Raw genomic sequence first — 19304 nt, 5'->3', positions numbered from 1 at the left:
TTTGAAGGCAAGCGTTGCCGCATCGTATTCCTGCGAATAAAACGCTACTTTCGCTTTTACTCTTCACTCTTCACATCTTGGGCGTAAGTGGTTGATATACAATGGGTATTGTGCGTGAAGAGGCAAACCCGACTCTTCACCACTTTTCACCACTCTTCACCTGATTCTTTTTGAGGGTGTAACCCCTTTTATTTAAACTATGTTTAGTCATCTATGATGACCAATATCTGTCTTCAATGATGGCTGAGCTTCGTGATAAGTAAGCGGCTCCGCGTTTATACCTTGCATAAGGTGAAGAGTGGTGAAGAGTGGTGAAGAGTGAAATCTGACTCTTCACCTGTTTAATGTGTTGATATTTAATGGGTTAACGCCGAGATGTGAAGAGTGAAGAGTAAAAAGGAAAGTGGCTTTCTATACAGCCACTTTTCGCTTTAGAGCTTGCTTCCGTAGCAGAGGTCGCCCGCATCACCGAAGCCTGGTACGATGTATTTATGCTCGTTCAGTCCCTCATCGATAGATGCACACCAGATGGTTGTCTTATCCTCAGGGAAGGTCTTCTTGACATGCTCGATTCCTTCTGGAGCGGCAAGGACGCAAGCCACGTGGATATGCTTAGGATTTCCCTTGGTAAGGAACGCCTTCATGCCCAACTCCATGCTGATGCCTGTAGCCAGCATAGGGTCGGCGATGATGAGCACCTTATCCGTAAGATCAGGTGTGGCGAGGTATTCGATATGTACGCCTACCTCAGTATGCTCCTTGTTGGTATATTCGCGGTAGGCGCTCACAAAGGCATTGCCTGAATGGTCGAAGATGTTGAGGAAACCCTCGTGGAAAGGAAGTCCGGCACGGAAGATAGTACCGATGACAATCTTGTCTGTAGGGAAATTAACCTGGGCTACACCGAGCGGGGTAGTCACGTCTCTGTTCTCGTAATTCAGAGTCTTTGAAATCTCGAAAGCCTCATACTCACCGATTCTCTTGATGTTGTTGCGGAAGAGGAGTCGGTTCTTTTGATAATCACAGTCGCGCATCTCTGCCAGATAGCGGTTGATGATGCAATTGTGCTCGCTCAGATTATTTATTTTCATAAGTTGTAGTATTTTTATTCTGTTGTTTTTATCTTATGCAAAGATAATGCAAATCATGGAAACTACAAAATGTTTGGGCAACTTTTTTCCTCGTTTTCTGAAGCTATATATATTAAATAGGTGGGTTGGCACAAAAAGATGGGGATTCTGGATGCTGAACAGCAACGAATATTTGCAAAGTCAACGTGGCAAATTATAGACGAAATGGAGCGATTTTAATTTCTTTAACCAAAAAAGATTTTAAAATACATTATTTATATGCGAGAATCTTTGTTATAAAACATATTTTTCGTAACTTTGCGGCGGTTTTAGGAAAAAGGGGTTCGTTAGAGAATCCAAAATAAAAAAAGGATAAGTTTCAGAATAAATATTTCACAACTTAAATACATTTAAAAAATGGCAAAGTTAGATTTGACAAAGTACGGCATTACTGGTGCTACAGTAATTGCTCACAATCCTTCTTACGAGCAGTTGTTCGAGGAGGAGACAAAGGCTGGTCTCGAGGGTTACGAGGTAGGTCAGCAGACAGAGTTAGGTGCAGTTAACGTTATGACAGGTATCTACACTGGTCGCTCACCTAAGGATAAGTACATCGTAATGGACGAGAACTCTAAGGACACTGTATGGTGGACAACTGATGAGTACAAGAACGATAACCACCCAATGTCAGAGCAGGTTTGGGGTACTGTTAAGGATCTCGCTGTTAAGGAGCTCTGCAACAAGAACCTCTATGTAGTAGATGGTTTCTGCGGTGCTAACAAGGATACACGTATGGCTGTTCGTTTCATCGTTGAGGTTGCTTGGCAGGCTCACTTCGTAACAAACATGTTCATCCGTCCTACAGCTGAGGAGCTTGAGGCTTTCGAGCCAGACTTCGTTGTTTACAACGCTTCTAAGGCTAAGGTAGAGAACTACAAGGAGCTCGGCTTGAACTCTGAGACTTGCGTTGCTTTCAACGTAACATCTAAGGAGCAGGTTATCATCAACACATGGTATGGTGGTGAGATGAAGAAGGGTATGTTCTCTATGATGAACTACTTCTTGCCATTGAAGGGTATGGCTTCTATGCACTGCTCTGCTAACTGCGATATGAACGGTGAGAATACAGCTATCTTCTTCGGTCTTTCTGGTACAGGTAAGACTACATTGTCAACAGACCCTAAGCGTAAGTTGATCGGTGACGATGAGCACGGATGGGATGACAATGGTGTATTCAACTTCGAAGGTGGTTGCTACGCTAAGGTTATCAACCTTGACAAGGAGTCTGAGCCAGATATCTACAACGCTATCAAGCGCAACGCTCTCCTCGAGAACGTAACTGTAGATGCTAATGGTAAGATTGACTTCGCTGATAAGAGCGTAACAGAGAACACTCGTGTTTCTTACCCAATCTTCCACATCAACAACATCCAGCCAGGTTCTTCTGCTCCAGCTGCTAAGCAGGTTATCTTCCTTTCAGCTGATGCTTTCGGTGTATTGCCACCAGTATCTATCCTGACTCCAGAGCAGACACAGTACTACTTCCTCTCTGGTTTCACAGCTAAGTTGGCTGGTACAGAGCGCGGTATCACAGAGCCTACTCCAACATTCTCTGCTTGCTTCGGTCAGGCATTCTTGGAGTTGCACCCAACAAAGTACGCTCAGGAGTTGGTTAAGAAGATGAACAAGAACAATGCTAAGGCATACCTTGTTAACACAGGTTGGAATGGTACTGGCAAGCGTATCTCTATCCGCGATACACGTGGTATCATCGACGCTATCTTGAACGGTGACATCGACAAGGCTCCAACAAAGCAGATCCCTATGTTCGACTTCAAGGTTCCAACAGAGTTGCCAGGTGTAGCTACTGAGATTTTGGATCCACGCGATACATACGCTGAGGCTTCTCAGTGGGAGGAGAAGGCTAAGGATTTGGCTGCTCGTTTCATCAAGAACTTCGCTAAGTATACAAACAATGAGGCTGGTAAGGCTCTCGTTGCTGCTGGTCCACAGCTCTAATTCGACTCTTCGAATTCATACTCAATATGGAATCCCGTTTTCTCGCAAGAGAAGCGGGATTTCTTCGTTTTTAATCTTCTAAATCACTAAAAAACTTAAAAAATGCGCCTAAAATGAATAATTTGCATAATAATAAGGAGAAAAGGGCGAGTTTTTGAAGAATTCTCTGTAAATTTGCAGCTAAAAAGAAAAATTGGATAGAATGAAAAGGAAGTTTTTAGCTTTCGTAGTGCTGCTGGCAGCTACTTTATCGCTCTCTTCATGTTTGAGCAGCGACGATGATTTAAATGTAGAATATACACATGATACTGCTATTACGGCGTTTTCTCTGGGATTACTCGATCAGTGGGGCAAGACCAAGGATGGTACCAAGGATTCCTTGTATAAAGCTGTTGTGGCAGGCGCTAATTATAAATTTTATATTGATCAGGCTACACGCCAGATCTATAATGTCGATTCCTTACCATGCGGTGTGAGGGATTCGGCTATGCTGGCTACTATTACAAGCAAGAATAGTAGCCTTGTCGTGTTGCAGGATATTGATAAGACTGATTCGCTTATCACTTATTCCAGCACAGACTCTATCAATTTCTCCAAGCCAAGACTCATCCGTGTTTACAACAACGACTTTACTGCCTATGCTACATATACCGTGAAGGTAAACATCCATCAGGAAAAGGGTGATGTGTTCAACTGGCAGGAGAAGGCTCAGCAGAATACTGTGCTCTCTCAGCTCAGCCATCTGAAGATGGTTTCGCTGGGCAGCAATATCTATGTATTCGGCAAGAATGCTGAGGGATTGAAGATTTACAAGACTGCCAATACCGATGGTATGGGATGGCAGGAGATTACCGCCAATATCGCTTTCGGTGCGGATGACTATCAGAATGCGGTGGCTATGGGTAATAACCTCTATATCTTGTCAGACGGAAAGGTATATGCTTCTGCAGATGGCTGCAACTGGCAGGAGAAGGGAAGCGATGCTTCTCTCAAACTGATGGTAGGCGCCAGCAGCAAGAACCTTTATGCCTATACTGCTGCCGGTATCTCTGTTTCAAAGAATCAGGGTGCCAGCTGGACTGCTTTGGCGCTTGACAAGAGCGTTGATTATCTGCCAACAAATAATCTCTCTATGTGCTCTACCAGCATTCGCTCTGCCAAGAACGTGGAATATCTCATGCTGATGGGTACTCGTGACAAGAGTTATGGCGACTCTATCGCTACTATCTGGAACCACGTAGTAGACAATGATGCTGATGCTGCTGACAATGAGTGGAATTACTTCGAACTCGACCGCCATCAGCCATACAAGATGCCGATGATGGATCAGGTATTGACCTGTGCAGCAGATACAGGCTTTGTTGCTGTGGGCAGCAATGGCAAATGGTATAAGAGCAAGGATAACGGAATTAGCTGGAAGGTTGACTCTCTGGTTACTCTGCCTGCAGCCTTTACCTTTAACGTTAACAGCAGCATCGGTTTCTGTCGTGATGCCAACAATTACTATTGGCTGATTCGTGGTGGTAATGTCTGGAAAGGCCGCTTCAATCGTGATGGCTGGCGCAAGGACCAGACTATTTTTGAATAACTGAAATGTAGTCATGATTCGTAACTTATGCAGCCTGTTGCTTCTCATCAGCTTGCTTTCCGTTCAGAAGGCGCAAGCGCAGGATGACCCGCAATATCGATTGGAGATAGGTGCGGGCATAGGTACTATAGCGTATGAGGGCGACTTTAATGGCAGCATTTTCAAGAATATGCAGCCGATGGCTGCCGTTGTGGGACGATATAATATCGACCCATACAAAGATCTGCGGCTGAATATTGGCTTTGGCAAGATAAAAGGATCTTCTGACAATGTGGATTCTTATTTCCCTGACTATGCCGGGCTGCCTTACTCGTTTAACAATACGCTGGTAGATGCCAGCTTCGTGTTCGAGTATAACTTCTGGCCATACGGTACGGGTAGAGATTATCGGGGAGCCAAGCCGCTGGTGCCGTTCATCTTTGGTGGTCTGGGAGCCACCTATGCGACGGGAAGCGAAAAGAATGTGTTTACCGCCAATATCCCCCTGGGTATAGGCGCAAAATATAAAGTAAGTGAACGACTGAACGTAGGACTGGATTGGACCATCCATTTCTCGCTGAGCGATGAGCTGGATGGGGTGAAAGACCCTTACTGGGTAAGCAGTAGCGGAGCTTTCAAGAATACCGACTGCTACTCAACGCTGCAGGTGTCGCTGACCTATAGTTTCAGTGCAAAATGTAGAACTTGTAATAAAGAAGATTAATATGGACAACTTGGATATGAACAGAATACCTGAGCACATCGCCATCATCATGGACGGCAATGGACGCTGGGCAACAGAAAGAGGCAAGAACCGCAGTTATGGTCATCAGGCAGGAGTGGACGCAGTGCGTTGCATTACCTCAGAATGTACTCGCTTGGGTGTGAAATTCCTTACCCTCTATACCTTCTCTACCGAAAACTGGAACCGTCCTGCCGACGAGATTTCTGCCTTGATGGGACTGGTACTGTCTTCACTGGAAGATGAAATCTTCATGAAGAACAATGTACGTTTCCAGGTGATAGGCGATATGAAGCGATTGCCACAGGCGGTGCAGGATAAGTTGCAGGAAACAATGGATCATACTGCCAAGAATGATGCCATGACCATGGTGGTAGCCCTGAGCTATTCTTCACGATGGGAAATCATGAAGGCGATGAAGGAAACCGTGAAGGAAGCCATGGAGAAGGGCATCAGCTATGAGGAAGTGGAGAAGATGCTGACCGAGGAGAACTTTGAGAAGCATCTGGAGACCAACTTCATGCCAGACCCAGACCTCCTGATCCGTACAGGTGGCGAGTTGCGTATCAGCAACTATCTGTTGTGGCAGATTGCATATTCAGAGTTGTATTTCTGCGATACTTACTGGCCAGACTTCAACGAGGAGTGCCTGCACAAGGCTATTGCGAGTTACCAGGCTCGCCAGCGTCGCTTTGGCAAGACTGAGGCTCAGGTAGAGGCAGAGGAAGAAAAGTAAAAAAACACCCCCCAATATAAGAAACGAAAATACATTATATATAATAAGGTATAAATGAACAAGCTAAGAAAGATTTTCATCCTGCTGCTAGGCGTTATGGCAAGTATGCAGATTCAGGCACAAGATAAGATCGTTAATCCCGACATCTCTTATGCTGGTACACCCCGTACGTTGAAACTGGGTGGCATCAATGTATCAGGTGTGGAAGGATACGAAGACTATGTGCTGACTGGTATCTCCGGACTTACAGTAGGAGACGAGATTACTGTACCTGGAGACGACATCACTACTGCTGTCAAGCGTTACTGGAAGCATGGACTCTTCTCGAAGGTTGCTATTGCTGCCGACTCTATCGTGGGTGAGAAACTCTATCTCCACATCTATCTGGCTGTTCGCCCTCGTATCTCAAACATCAATTACATCGGTTTGAAGAAGAGCGAACGTGAAGACATGGAGCAGAAACTCGGCATGGTGAAGGGTACGCAGGTTACTCCTAACATGCTGGACCGTGCCAAGATTCTTGCCAAGAAATACTTCGACGACAAGGGTTTCAAGAACGCCGACATCCAGATTAACCAGCGTGATGACGTGGCAAACAAGGGACAGGTAATCCTTGATGTGATAGTAGACAAGAAAGAAAAAATCAAGGTACACGAGATTACCATCGACGGTAACGAGCAGCTGAGCGACAGGAAGATCAAGGGTGGACTCTTCTCCAAGGGTGCCTTTGCCAAGACTCATGAGGCTGGTAAGTTTGCCACTTTCTTCAAATCCAAGAAGTTTACACCTGAGCGTTGGAAGGAAGATAAGGAGAAACTGATCGAGAAATACTACGAGTACGGTTATCGCGATGCACAGATTCTGGAAGACAGCGTGAGCAACTTTGATGACAAGCATGTAAATGTATACGTCAAGGTGGCTGAAGGCAAGAGATATTATCTGAGAAATATCACATGGTCGGGTAATACCGTATACAATACCTTCGACCTGGATCGCATTCTGGGTATGAAGAAGGGTGATGTATATAACCAGAAGTTGCTGAAAAAGCGACTCAATGAGGACGATGATGCGGTTTCCAACCTCTATTATAACAATGGTTACGTGTTCTCTAACATCAATCCTGCCGAAATCAATATCGACGGAGATTCCATCGACCTGGAGATGCGCGTGACAGAAGGACCTCAGGCTTATCTGAGCCATGTACGTATCAACGGTAATACCCGTCTCTATGAGAACGTAGTACGCCGTGAGCTCCGTACCAAGCCAGGTGACCTTTTCTCTAAGGATGCCCTGCTGCGTTCGGCACGTGAGTTGGCTTCTATGGGACACTTTGATCCTGAGAAGGTTAACCCGGATGTAAGGCCTAATCCTGAGGATGGTACGGTGGATGTAAACTGGGACCTGGAGCAGAAGAGTAACGACCAGATTGAGTTCTCGCTCGGTTGGGGTCAGACGGGTGTCATCGGACGTGTGGGCTTGAAGCTCAACAACTTCTCCATGGCAAACCTCTTCAACAAGAACAAGGAGCACCGTGGTATCATGCCTATCGGTGATGGTGAGGTGCTGAGTATCGGTGCACAGACCAACGGTACCTACTATCAGAGCTACAACGTAAGCTACTCTACCAACTGGTTTGGTGGCAAGCGTCCTATCCAGTTCAGCGTAGGTGCATACTACAGTAAGAGTACCGACGTGTCAAGCAACTATTACAATAGTGCTTACATGAACAACTATTACAGCTATATGTATGGTTATGGTTCCAGTTACTATAATAACTACGAGAACTATTACGATCCAGACAAGTACATCCAGATGGTGGGTGTGAGCCTCGGTTGGGGTAAGCGCCTCCGTTGGCCGGATGATTACTTCACCTTGTCTGTACAGTTGGCTTACCAGCGCTACATGATGAAGAACTGGAGCTATATGTTGATGACCAACGGTAATGCGAACAACTTGAACTTGACCATCGCATTGAACCGTACATCAACCGACAACCAGCTCTTCCCACGTACAGGTTCTGAGTTCGAGGCAAGCGTCAACCTTACTCCACCATGGAGTGCGTTCGACAACAAGGACTACAAGAATCTGGCAAACAACTCTCAGTCTGCCACCTATTCAATGGAGCAGCAGGAGAAGTATCGCTGGATTGAGTATCACAAGTGGAAGTTCAAGTCTAAGACTTATACAGCACTCACAGAGGGGCAGAAGTGCTTCGTATTGATGACCCGTGTAGAACTCGGTTTGCTCGGTGCTTACAACAAGTACAAGAAGAGTCCATTCGAGACCTATTATGTGGGTGGTGACGGTATGAGCGGTTATTCATCATATTATGGTGAGGAAACTATCGGTCTCCGTGGTTATGAGAACGGTTCTGTATCATACGGCCGCAGCACAGGTTACTATGCTTATGCCTACGACCGCTTCTCACTGGAGCTCCGTTATCCATTCCTCCTGGGTAATACCACCATTTATGGTTTGACCTTTGTTGAGGCTGGTAACGCCTGGTATGATACCAAGGACTTCAACCCATTCAGCATGAAGCGTAGTGCCGGTGTGGGTGTTCGTATCTTCCTGCCAATGGTAGGTTTGATGGGTATCGACTGGGCATACGGTTTCGACAAGGTTTGGAACGGAAGCCAGTATAAGAAGGGTGGAAGCCAGTTCCACTTCATCTTGGGTCAGGAATTCTAAAGATAAATCTTATGAAGAAAATAGTATTGATGCTGATGATGGCTGTAGCAGCCATCTCAGCACATGCGCAGAAATACGCATTGGTAGATATGGAATATATCCTGAAGAATATTCCAGCTTATGAGCGTGCCAACGAGCAGTTGAACCAGGCTAGTCTTCTTTGGCAGGCTGAGGTAGAAGCCCTGAATACGGAGGCTAGCACTCTGTACAAAAACTACCAGAACGAAGTGGTCTTCCTCTCACAGGAGCAGAAGAAGGCTAAGCAGGATGCCATAATGCAGAAAGAGAAAGAGGCAAGCGACCTGAAAAAGAAATATTTCGGGGCTGAAGGCGAGCTCTATAAAAAGCGTGAGGCATTGATGGGACCTATCCAGGAAGAGATTTATAATGCCGTCAAGGAAATCTCAGATTTGCGTGGTTATACACTGGTAATAGACCGTGCCAGCAACAATGGTATCATTTTTGCTTCGCCAAAGGTAGATATTAGCAACGAAGTGCTCCAAAAATTAGGTTATTCCAAATAATAATTGTAAATTTGCAGCCGATAGTGAACGTATGGCGCTTGCAAGGCGGCATGGGAACATGAATTAGAATTAATAATCAAAAAGAAATAAAACAATGAAAAAGCTTATTTTAATGTTGATGCTTTGTGCACCAATGACAATGATGGCACAGAAGTTTGGCAAGGTAAATACACAGCAGATCATGCAGTCTTTGCCAGATGTTGCTAAGGCTAACGGCGAGATGGAAGCTCTCCAGAAGCAGAAGGAGAACGACCTCAAGGCTATGCAGGACGAGTTCCAGCGCAAGGCTGACGAGTACCAGAAGGGTGCCAGCACCATGAACGCTACTGCTAAGCAGCAGAAGGAAACTGAATTGCAGGGTCTTCAGCAGAAGATTCAGCAGGCTTACCAGGATGGTCAGCAGGAGTTGCAGAAGAAGAGCAGCGAACTCATGCAGCCTATCGTAGCTAAGGTTCGTACTGCTATCGAGGCAGTAGGTAAGGCTGGTAACTATACTTACATCTTCGAGGAAGGTTCTGCTGTTTATACAGGTACCAACGTGGTTGATGTAACCAAGGAGGTTCAGGCTAAGATTAAGTAATCAATCGGTTCATTCGATAGTAAGCTGAGGGCAGGCACAAGTGCCTGCCCTTATTTATCATCCAGTATATTCATATATAATATAATAAGGTATCACGCATCATGAAAAAGAATCTCTTATTTTTGGCTTTCGCTCTCTTTGCACTCTCGGCTTCTGCCCAGCAGAATCCAGCGGTGGGAGCACAACAGGCAACTACTGCTGCCCAGCCGGTATTGCGATTTGGCTACTTCAGTTTTGAGCAGGTTTTTCATACCATGCCTGGCTATGCCATAGCCAAGCATAATATGGACGAACTCCGTGGCAAATACGATGAAGAAACCAAGCGTGTTGAGACCGAGTTTAACAGCAAGTATGAGGAATTTCTTGATGGCCAGCGCTCTTATGCCAAGTCTATCTTTGAGAAAAGACAGGCTGAGCTGCGTGAGTTGATGGAGAAGAATATTGCCTTCAAGGCTGAGGCTGCCCGTCTTCTGAAAAAGGCAGAGGAGGAGGCTTATGCTCCATTAAAGGCAAAGATGAATGCTGCCTTACAGCAGATAGGTAAGGAGAACGGATTTGCTTTCATTCTCAATACCGATAACAATGCCACTCCTTATCTGAGTGCTGAGATGGGTGTGGATATTACAGAAGCACTAAAGGAGAAAATTAAATGATGTTACCATCTAATCCGGGACCTATCGGTATCTTCGATTCGGGCTATGGCGGTCTTACCATCCTGCATGGATTGCGCCAGCTCTTGCCACAGTATGACTATATGTACTTGGGCGATAATGCCCGTGCCCCTTACGGTTCCCGTTCCTTCGAGGTTGTATACAAATTTACCCGCCAGGCGGTTATCAAGCTGTTCTCAATGGGTTGTCATCTGGTTATCCTGGGTTGCAATACGGCATCGGCTAAAGCCCTGCGTTCCATCCAGCAGAGGGATATTCCGGAATTGGATCCGGATCGTCGCGTGCTGGGTATTATCCGACCAACTGCCGAGGTGATTGGCGAACTCACCAAGAGCCGGCATGTGGGTATTCTTGCCACGGAAGGTACCATCAAGAGTGAGAGCTACAAGATGGAAATAGGTAAGTTGTGGCCAGACATAGAGGTAAATGGTGTGGCTTGTCCTCTGTGGGCTGCCATCGTAGAAGCTAATGAAGCGGATAGCCCTGGTGCTGATTACTTCGTCAAGAAACGTATCGATCAGTTGATGCGCAAGGATGCTGATATTGATACCATCATTCTGGGTTGTACCCATTATCCGCTGCTCATGAGCAGCATCGTGAAGAATATTCCTGACGGGGTGAGGGTTGTGCCGCAGGGACAGTATGTAGCAAACAGCCTGAAGGATTATCTGAAACGTCATCCAAACATGGAACAGATGGTTACGAAGGGTGGAACCTGCCAGTATCTGACTACAGAAAGTGAGGAAAAATTTAAAGAGTCTGCGATGATCTTCCTGCATGAGCAGGTAAATGCTACCCACGTAGACCTGGAATAATTTATAATTAATAGTTAAGAATTATGCAAGAAACAAGACAAAACCGTATATCAAGACTTCTCCAGAAGGAGTTGAGTCTTATTTTCCAGTCACAGACCCGCATGATGCACGGTGTGATGGTAAGTGTTACAAAGGTAAGAGTAAGTCCGGATCTCAGCATCTGTACTGCTTACCTCAGTGTGTTCCCATCAGAGAAGGGTGAGGAGATATTGAAGAATATCAATGCCAACGAGAAGACTATCCGTTTCGACTTGGGTAGAAAGGTGAGAAACCAGTTGCGTATCATTCCTGAGCTCCGTTTCTTTCTGGATGATAGTCTGGACTATCTGGAGCATATCGACGAACTCTTGAAAAAGTAAAAGAGTAAAGGAGTAAAAAGGTAAAAAGACAAATGAATTTTCCATTCTTTATAGCTCGTAGGTATCTTTTCTCAAAGAAGAGCACACACGTTATCAACGTGATCAGTTCTATCTCTGTGATTGGTGTGGCTGTGGCTACGATGGCTTTGGTTATCGTATTGAGCGTGTTTAACGGTTTTCATGACCTGGTGGCATCGCTCTTTACGAGTTTTGATCCACAGCTCAAGGTTGTGCCTGTGGAGGGAAAGACAGCCCCTTCTGATGATCCCATTCTAACCCAGATTCGCTTGCTGCCAGAAGTGGATGTGGCTACGGAAACCGTAGAGGATCAGGCGTTGGCTATCTATCAGGGCAAGCAGGCTATGGTTAAGATTAAGGGTGTGGAAGATAACTTCTCAGAGTTGTCGCACATTACTGATATCTTGTATGGAGACGGCACTTACTCTCTTCATGCGGCAAACCTGGAATATGGTATCCTGGGTATCAGGCTGGCGCAAACCATGGGTATCGGAGCTCAATGGGATGGTTATCTCAAGATTTATGCTCCAAAGAAAGAAGGACAGTTGGATTTGTCGAATCCTGGAGAGGGCTTTGTTGCCGATTCGCTCAATTCGCCTGGTGTGCTTTTCTCGGTAAGGCAGTCGAAATATGACAAGAACTACATCGTAACCTCCATAGCCTTCGCACGCAATCTCTTCGGACAGCAAGGAATGCTCTCCGATCTGGAAATCCGTTTGAAGGAAGGAAGCGATTTGAATGCCGTCAAGGCAGAGATGCAGAAGATAGCCGGTACCAAGTATAAGGTGCTCGACCGCTTTGAACAGCAGGAAGATACTTTTAAGATTATGTCAATCGAAAAATTGATGGCATATATCTTCCTGACCTTTATCCTGGTGGTGGCTTGCTTCAATATCATCGGCTCGTTGTCGATGCTCATCATTGACAAGAAGAATGATGTGGTGACGTTGAGGAATCTGGGTGCCAATGATAAGCAGATTACGAGAGTCTTCCTTTTCGAAGGACGTATGATTGCCGTGATTGGTGCCGTGATAGGTATCGGATTGGGATTGTTGCTTTGTCTCTTACAGCAGCAGTATGGTTTCGTTCGTCTGGGTGAATCTGAAGGCTCGTTTATCGTGGATGCTTATCCGGTCAGCGTACATTATACAGATGTGGCTATCATCTTTGTTACGGTCATCGCCGTGGGATGGCTTGCCGTATGGTATCCGGTACGGGCATTGAGTAAAAGACTTTTGAGTTAATAGAAAGAAATTTTGTCCTTTGCAGTTTTTAGGCACGGATTACACGGATTTTTTATGAGATGATAATCGCTTTACTTACATTAGCAGCATAAATCCATGTAATCCGTGCCTTATCTATACCCTAAGCAAGATATTTATGACACCCCCTCTTCTTTTTTATTCTTATTTTTTTCTGATGAGTGTCAAACCATCGCGCAGCGGCAGAATCACCACTTCTACACGGGGGTCGTTGGCAATCAGGTCGTTGAAGGCACGGATGCCCTTGGTCTGATGGTCACGGTCGTAGGCAGGGTCAATAACATGTCCATCCCATAATGTGTTATCTGCAAGGATATATCCGCCAGGGTTCAGAATCTTCATCACCATTTCGTATGTCTCGATATAGGTGCGCTTGTCGCCATCCACAAAAGCCATGTCGAACATCACTCCCAGCTTGGGCGCTTCTACATTGGCATCTCCGATGCGGAAGTCTATTTTGTCGGCAACATCCGAACCTTCTATCCAGGGACGGGTGAAATCTTCCATCTCGTCGTTGATTTCGAAAGTGTATAACTTGCCGCCTTCCTGCAGCCCCTGCGCCAGACAGATGGCGCTATAGCCGCTGAAAGTGCCTACTTCCAGAATATTTTCAGGACGTATCATCTGTACAAGCATCTTGAGCAGACGACCCTGAATGTGACCACTTGCCATACGGCCGTGGATGGTGTGGATATTCGTGGCCCGGTAAAGACGGTATAGATAATCGCCTTCTGGCTCAATATGCTGGCAGATGTATTTGTCGATAAGTTCTGTCTCTGTCATATTATTGATTGGCTATGATTCCTGCAATGGCAAGGTCGTAAGAAGCCAGACCGAAACCGCAGATGACTCCGAGGCAAGCGCAGGAAATATAAGAATGATGGCGGAACTCTTCACGTTTGTGCACGTTGGAGATGTGAACCTCAACGCAAGGACATTTCAAACTCCGGATGCAGTCTTGCAAGGCAATACTTGTATGGGTATAGGCACCTGCATTGAGAACTACTCCATCGTAAGAGAATCCCACTTCCTGTAATTTGTTGATAAGCTCACCCTCGATGTTGCTCTGATAGTAATCTATCTCAACATCAGGATATTTAGCCTTTAACTGAGGTAAGTAACTCTCGAAAGAATTGCTGCCATAAATGCCTGGTTCACGAACACCTAAGAGGTTCAGGTTTGGACCATTGATGATTTGTATTTTCATAAACAATCGATTTTTATTTTCTAAATCAATATTTTTTTGTATCTTTGCGGCAGAGAGCAGACTCGATGTCTTGAATGAAGAAAAGACAAAGAGCATCAATTCTCTGCTTTCAGATGCAAAGGTAAGAATAAAAATGGAAACAGACAAGAAAATGGGTAATGATTTTATCAGGAATTATATGAGGTACCTCAAGTTGGAGCGCAGCTACTCGCTCAATACGCTTGAGGCATATCGTCATGATCTGCAATTCCTGATAGAATATGGAGAAGAGAATGACAAGTCGCTTCTGGAAATGAGATTGGAAGATTTGGAAACCTTTTCTGCCAGCTTGCATGATAAGAAGATAGGAGCCCGTTCGCAAGCCCGTATTCTGAGTGGCGTGCGTTCTTTCTATCGCTTTCTGGTACTCGACGGTTATATAAAGGATGATCCTACGGAACTCTTGCCTTCTCCTCAGATAGGACAGCACTTGCCTGAGTATCTTTCCGTGGAAGAAGTGGATGCCCTGGAAGGTGCCATTGACTTATCCAAATGGGAAGGACAGCGCAACAAGGCGATTATAGAAACTCTCTTCTCTTGCGGTCTTCGGGTGTCTGAGTTGGTTTACCTCAAGAAAAGTGATGTGTTTGAGGAAGAAAAGTTTATCCGTGTTCTTGGAAAGGGAAGCAAGGAACGACTTGTGCCTATCTCGGGTAAGGCATTGAAGGAGATCAACTTATGGTATATTGACCGGAATCTCATGAAGATAAAACCTGGCGAAGAAGACTATGTGTTCCTGAACCGTAGAGGTGCCCATCTCACACGCACCATGATCCTTGTCATGATCAAGCAGACAGCACAGGATGCCGGTATCAAAAAAACGATTTCGCCGCATACTCTGCGACACAGTTTCGCCACAGCTCTGTTGAAGGGAGGGGCTGATCTCAGAGTTATACAGGACTTGCTTGGACATGAGGATATCGGAACGACAGAAGTCTATACTCATATAGAAACTTCCGACCTTCGTGAAGCTATATTGAAACACCATCCACGTAATATCAAGAAGTAAATCGGGCATTCTGAGGAAAATGTAGTCACATGGTCCTCAGAATGCTCGTTTTTTCTATAGAAAATAGCAGAATCTGAAAAAAAATGCGTAACTTTGCAGCCGCAAATAAATGAATATCAATAATTAATAGAAAATAAAGGAGAAAATATGGCATATTTGTTTTCATCAGAATCAGTTTCTGAAGGGCATCCAGATAAAGTATCTGATCAGATTTCAGACGCATTGCTAGACCAGTTCCTGGCATACGATGACCATTCACACTGTGCAATTGAGACCTTTTGTACTACTGGTCAGGTTGTCATCATGGGCGAGGTGCGTTCTAATGTATACGTAGACTTGCAGACTATAGCACGCAAGACCATCAAGAAGATTGGTTATACCAAGAGCGAATATCAGTTCGATGGTGATTCTTGCGGTATTCTTACTGCTATTCATGAGCAGAGTGATGACATCAACCGTGGCGTATGTCGTGAGGAAGATGAGAATCAGGGTGCTGGTGACCAGGGTATGATGTTCGGTTATGCTACTAATGAAACCGAAAACTACATGCCTGTATCACTTGGCCTGGCACAGCTCATCATGCGAGTACTTGCTGATATCCGTAAGGAAGGCAAGGTGATGACTTATCTTCGTCCAGACTCCAAGAGTCAGGTTACTATCGAGTACTCTGATGATAATATTCCACAGCGCATCGATACCATCGTTGTTTCTACCCAGCATGATGATTTCATCAAGAAGGAAAATGGTGAGGATGACGATGAGGCTATGCTGGCTAAGATTCGTGAGGATGTGCTCAATATCTTGATTCCACGTGTCAAGACACACTTGAGCGATAAGGTGTTGGCTCTCTTCAACGATGATATCAAATACTTTGTAAATCCAACAGGTAAGTTCGTTATTGGTGGTCCTCATGGAGATACTGGTCTTACAGGTCGTAAGATTATCGTAGATACCTATGGCGGTAAGGGTGCTCATGGTGGTGGTGCCTTCTCAGGTAAGGACTCTAGTAAGGTAGACCGTTCTGCTGCTTATGCAGCTCGTTATATCGCCAAGAATATGGTAGCAGCTGGTGTTGCAGACGAAATGTTGGTACAGGTAAGTTATGCTATCGGCGTGGCAGAACCTGTAAGCATCTATGTGAACACTTATGGCAGAAGTCATGTGAATATGACAGATGGTGAAATCGCCAAGAAGATTGCCGAGATGTTCGACCTCCGTCCAAAGGCTATTGAGCGCCAATTGAAATTGCGCCAGCCAATGTTCTTTGAGACTGCTGCTTATGGTCACATGGGACGTAAGAACGAAGTAGTAGAGAAGACCTTCACCAGCCGTTACCATGAGGCAAAGACCATGAAGGTTGAACTTTTCACATGGGAGAAACTTGACAAGGTAAACGAAATAAAGAAAGCATTCGGACTATAAGGAAAGGATAAATATAAAGAATGGTGCAACAAGCAGATTCGATATTGACAGCAGAAACAGCACTTGAGGCTGCAGAACAGCAGCAGGTGCAGAAGCAACATGGCAGCCAACTCACACCCAAACAGGTGCTGAGTTGGCTGCCAAAGAATGCAACCCCTGCTCAGCAAGATTCAATGATACGCGCGCACATTAAACCTAGTCAAATACACTGGAGCGAAATGCCCGACACGTTGCATCTACCAGGACATAAACCAGGAAAGAGTTTTCGAGATGTCAGTTTACCACAGTATTATCGCGAATCATTCTTTTCTAAGGATTCATTGTTTCACCCAGAACTGAAAGGTGGCCGATTAGGTGTTGCGGGAGATCCTGTACCCTATACGGTGGCAGGAGATAATTTCATTACCTCGCTCTTGTTGCTCTGTTTTGTGATGGCTTGTGTGGCATTCGCTAAAACCAAGCAACTCATTCTGCGGCAGGCAAAGACTTTCTTCCGTACCCCATCGTTGGGAACAACTGAGATATCGGAGACAAGTAATGAAATCAGATTCCAGTTCTTCTTCGTATTGCAGACGTGTCTCCTGATAGCTATAGGATATTTCATCTATTCCAAGGCTTCTATCAGCGATACTTTTACCATCGAGCAATATCAGGTGATAAGTATATATGCGGGATGCGTGGGAGGATATTTCCTAATGAAGGCAATCCTCTATAGCATATCGGGTTGGGTGTTCTTTGATAAGAAAAAAAATGTACAATGGCTTAAAGCTTACCTCTTTCTGATATCCTGTGAAGGGGTGGCTTTGTTCCCTATGGTGATGCTGCTGTCGTATTTTGATTTTTCGCTTCAGGTGGCGGTCATTTATACGCTAGTAGTACTAGGAATAGTTAAAATATTATCGTTTTACAAGACATATCTAATCTTTTTTAAAAGAAATGGTGTGTTTTTGCAAATATTTTTGTACTTTTGTGCCCTCGAAGTGGTACCGTTGTTTGCCCTATGGGGTGGACTCGTATTGATAAGTCATTATCTGAAAATAAACTTTTAAGACAAAATGGTAAAGAAGATTTTAGTTTCTCAACCCAAACCAGCAAGTGAGAAGTCTCCTTATTTTGATATTGAAAAGGAATTCGGCGTGGAATGTGTTTTCCGCCCATTCTTTAAGGTTGAGGGACTTACAGCTAAGGAATTCCGTCAGCAGAAGATTAATCTGTTAGACTATACTGCCGTGGTTTTTACTTCACGCCATGCAGTAGACAACTATTTTAAGTTGGCAAAAGAAATGCGCATTACCATCCCTGAAGACATGAAATACTTTTGTGTCATCGAGACGATTGCGCTCTACATCCAGAAGTACGTGCAGTATCGTAAGCGCAAGGTTTTCTTTGGCGATACAGGTAAGATTGACGGTTTGATGGCACAGATGGCTCGTCATAAGACCGAAAAGTATCTTGTTCCATTGAGCTGCGTTCATAATGATGATATCAAGGACTTGCTTGATGAGAAGAAGTTGAAGCACACAGAGTGTGTGATGTATCGTACTGTAAGTAATGATTTTACAGAAGAGGAGATAAAGAACTTCGACTATGACATGATGGTTTTCTTCAGTCCAACAGGTGTAAAGGCCCTCAAGAAGAATTTCCCTAAGTTTGAACAGGGCAATATAGCCTTGGCTGCTTTTGGACCAGCTACAGCCAAGACTGTGGCAGATGAAAATCTCCGCCTTGACTTGGAGGCTCCTACCAAGGAATTCCCTTCTATGACAGGAGCGCTGAAGGATTATCTGAAACGTCATAATAAATAGATTATTAGAGAATTGTAAATATGTCGGATCAAGGAATATACACATTCGGAAAAAACGAGCATCTATGCAAGCATCTGCTGATAGATTTGCTCTTTAAGGGACATGCCAAGGCTATGACGGCATGGCCTATACGAATGGTATATTTACTGGTAGACAAAAAGGAAGAGCAGGAGCAGTCGGTGCAGGTACTGATCAGTGTTTCCAAACGCTTTTTTAAGCGAGCTGTTAAACGTAATAGAGTGAAGCGACAAATTCGTGAGGCTTTCCGCTATAACAAGATGGCTTTGGAAGAACAGATGAAGGAACTGTCTGGTAAGCAATTGCTTGTGGCTTTCATTTGGCAAGATGGAAAATTGCATGAATCGGCTGAAATCAATGCCAAGATGCATCAGCAGATGAAGCGATTGGTTGAGAAATTGCAAAATGAAACGGGAGTGAAGAAATCATCTTGTGCTGAGCCTGGTTTATGAGAAAGTTGTTGCATTCTTTAATGCTTGGTATTAAAAAAGCATTGATGTGGGGATTGTTGCTACCAATCATCTTCTATCAGAAGTGCATAACCCCTTATACGCCACCATCGTGCCGCTTTCAGCCCACTTGCTCAGAATATGCGAGACAAGCCATTCTGAAGCATGGTCCTTTCAAAGGACTTGCTTTGGCTATATGGCGTATCTTGAGATGCAACCCTTGGGGTGGTTCGGGCTATGACCCCGTGCCGTAAGTTTCCGACTGTATCGTTGGGCCCCATATACATATTATATAATATAT

Annotated in this window: 20 protein-coding genes; 17 read left to right on the top strand and 3 right to left on the bottom strand. The window is 44.9% G+C overall.

Annotated elements, in window-relative coordinates:
* Positions 1-431: 431 nt before the first annotated feature.
* Positions 432-1091, bottom strand: a complete 660-nt coding sequence (gene upp, locus ACTQ16_RS01805) for a uracil phosphoribosyltransferase (RefSeq protein WP_294969339.1) — start codon at positions 1089-1091, stop codon at positions 432-434.
* Positions 1092-1487: 396 nt separating this feature from the next.
* Here upp and pckA point away from each other — a divergent pair, with 396 nt between their 5' ends.
* From pckA to ACTQ16_RS01750, 11 genes are all read left to right on the top strand, one after another.
* On the top strand, positions 1488-3089 hold the full coding sequence (gene pckA / locus ACTQ16_RS01800; protein WP_295346937.1) for a phosphoenolpyruvate carboxykinase (ATP): 1602 nt from the start codon (positions 1488-1490) through the stop codon (positions 3087-3089).
* A gap of 202 nt (positions 3090-3291) precedes the next feature.
* The gene (locus ACTQ16_RS01795; RefSeq protein ID WP_441935822.1) at positions 3292-4677 is read left to right on the top strand and encodes a DUF6242 domain-containing protein; all 1386 of its coding nucleotides are present in this window, start codon (positions 3292-3294) and stop codon (positions 4675-4677) included.
* A 13-nt stretch (positions 4678-4690) separates the two neighbouring features.
* Positions 4691-5380 carry a DUF6089 family protein gene (locus tag ACTQ16_RS01790; RefSeq protein ID WP_441935820.1) on the top strand — a complete coding sequence of 230 codons (690 nt, stop codon included), beginning with the start codon at positions 4691-4693 and terminating at the stop codon, positions 5378-5380.
* 1 nt (position 5381) lies between these two features.
* On the top strand, positions 5382-6134 hold the full coding sequence (locus ACTQ16_RS01785) for an isoprenyl transferase (protein WP_441935818.1): 753 nt from the start codon (positions 5382-5384) through the stop codon (positions 6132-6134).
* Positions 6135-6188: 54 nt separating this feature from the next.
* Positions 6189-8825 carry a POTRA domain-containing protein gene (locus tag ACTQ16_RS01780; protein ID WP_294971358.1) on the top strand — a complete coding sequence of 879 codons (2637 nt, stop codon included), beginning with the start codon at positions 6189-6191 and terminating at the stop codon, positions 8823-8825.
* A gap of 11 nt (positions 8826-8836) precedes the next feature.
* Positions 8837-9349 carry an OmpH family outer membrane protein gene (locus tag ACTQ16_RS01775; RefSeq protein ID WP_153121991.1) on the top strand — a complete coding sequence of 171 codons (513 nt, stop codon included), beginning with the start codon at positions 8837-8839 and terminating at the stop codon, positions 9347-9349.
* Positions 9350-9443: 94 nt separating this feature from the next.
* The gene (locus tag ACTQ16_RS01770) at positions 9444-9929 is read left to right on the top strand and encodes an OmpH family outer membrane protein (RefSeq protein ID WP_153121992.1); all 486 of its coding nucleotides are present in this window, start codon (positions 9444-9446) and stop codon (positions 9927-9929) included.
* A gap of 101 nt (positions 9930-10030) precedes the next feature.
* Positions 10031-10582 (top strand): OmpH family outer membrane protein, encoded by a 552-nt coding sequence (locus tag ACTQ16_RS01765; RefSeq protein ID WP_294971354.1) that lies wholly within the window; start codon positions 10031-10033, stop codon positions 10580-10582.
* Positions 10579-11415: a glutamate racemase gene (gene murI / locus ACTQ16_RS01760; RefSeq protein WP_217760621.1), complete on the top strand. Its 837-nt coding sequence runs from the start codon at positions 10579-10581 to the stop codon at positions 11413-11415. Before ACTQ16_RS01765 ends, murI begins: the two co-directional genes overlap by 4 nt.
* A 23-nt stretch (positions 11416-11438) precedes the next feature.
* Entirely contained in the window at positions 11439-11774 is a 336-nt protein-coding gene (gene rbfA / locus ACTQ16_RS01755; protein ID WP_153121995.1) for a 30S ribosome-binding factor RbfA, read from the top strand.
* A 32-nt stretch (positions 11775-11806) separates the two neighbouring features.
* Positions 11807-13036: an FtsX-like permease family protein gene (locus tag ACTQ16_RS01750; protein WP_294971350.1), complete on the top strand. Its 1230-nt coding sequence runs from the start codon at positions 11807-11809 to the stop codon at positions 13034-13036.
* 162 nt (positions 13037-13198) lie between these two features.
* Here the strand turns inward: ACTQ16_RS01750 and ACTQ16_RS01745 are convergent, their stop codons facing one another.
* Both ACTQ16_RS01745 and aroQ read right to left on the bottom strand, forming a co-directional pair.
* Positions 13199-13837: an O-methyltransferase gene (locus tag ACTQ16_RS01745; protein ID WP_153121997.1), complete on the bottom strand. Its 639-nt coding sequence runs from the start codon at positions 13835-13837 to the stop codon at positions 13199-13201.
* A gap of 1 nt (position 13838) precedes the next feature.
* Positions 13839-14261, bottom strand: a complete 423-nt coding sequence (gene aroQ, locus ACTQ16_RS01740) for a type II 3-dehydroquinate dehydratase (protein ID WP_153121998.1) — start codon at positions 14259-14261, stop codon at positions 13839-13841.
* A gap of 133 nt (positions 14262-14394) precedes the next feature.
* Here aroQ and xerA point away from each other — a divergent pair, with 133 nt between their 5' ends.
* The 6 genes from xerA to yidD all read left to right on the top strand — a co-directional run bounded on the left by xerA (position 14395) and on the right by yidD (position 19257).
* Complete coding sequence (gene xerA / locus ACTQ16_RS01735; protein ID WP_295346942.1) at positions 14395-15309, top strand: site-specific tyrosine recombinase/integron integrase; 915 nt, start codon at positions 14395-14397, stop codon at positions 15307-15309.
* A 147-nt stretch (positions 15310-15456) separates the two neighbouring features.
* A complete protein-coding gene (gene metK / locus ACTQ16_RS01730; RefSeq protein WP_294971342.1) occupies positions 15457-16731 on the top strand; it encodes a methionine adenosyltransferase in 1275 nt (424 codons plus the stop codon).
* Between the two features lie 20 nt (positions 16732-16751).
* The gene (locus ACTQ16_RS01725; RefSeq protein WP_294971339.1) at positions 16752-17780 is read left to right on the top strand and encodes a DUF4271 domain-containing protein; all 1029 of its coding nucleotides are present in this window, start codon (positions 16752-16754) and stop codon (positions 17778-17780) included.
* A 6-nt stretch (positions 17781-17786) separates the two neighbouring features.
* Positions 17787-18536 (top strand): uroporphyrinogen-III synthase, encoded by a 750-nt coding sequence (locus tag ACTQ16_RS01720; RefSeq protein ID WP_153122002.1) that lies wholly within the window; start codon positions 17787-17789, stop codon positions 18534-18536.
* Positions 18537-18556: 20 nt separating this feature from the next.
* Positions 18557-19006, top strand: coding sequence for a ribonuclease P protein component (rnpA, locus tag ACTQ16_RS01715; RefSeq protein WP_153122003.1), 450 nt, complete (start codon positions 18557-18559; stop codon positions 19004-19006).
* Complete coding sequence (gene yidD / locus ACTQ16_RS01710; RefSeq protein WP_153122004.1) at positions 19003-19257, top strand: membrane protein insertion efficiency factor YidD; 255 nt, start codon at positions 19003-19005, stop codon at positions 19255-19257. Before rnpA ends, yidD begins: the two co-directional genes overlap by 4 nt.
* Positions 19258-19304 lie beyond the last annotated feature (47 nt).

It is taken from the genome of Prevotella sp. LCP21S3_D2 (assembly GCF_052118345.1).
GTDB lineage: Bacteria > Bacteroidota > Bacteroidia > Bacteroidales > Bacteroidaceae > Prevotella.
This window is presented reverse-complemented; position numbering and strand designations above follow the sequence as displayed.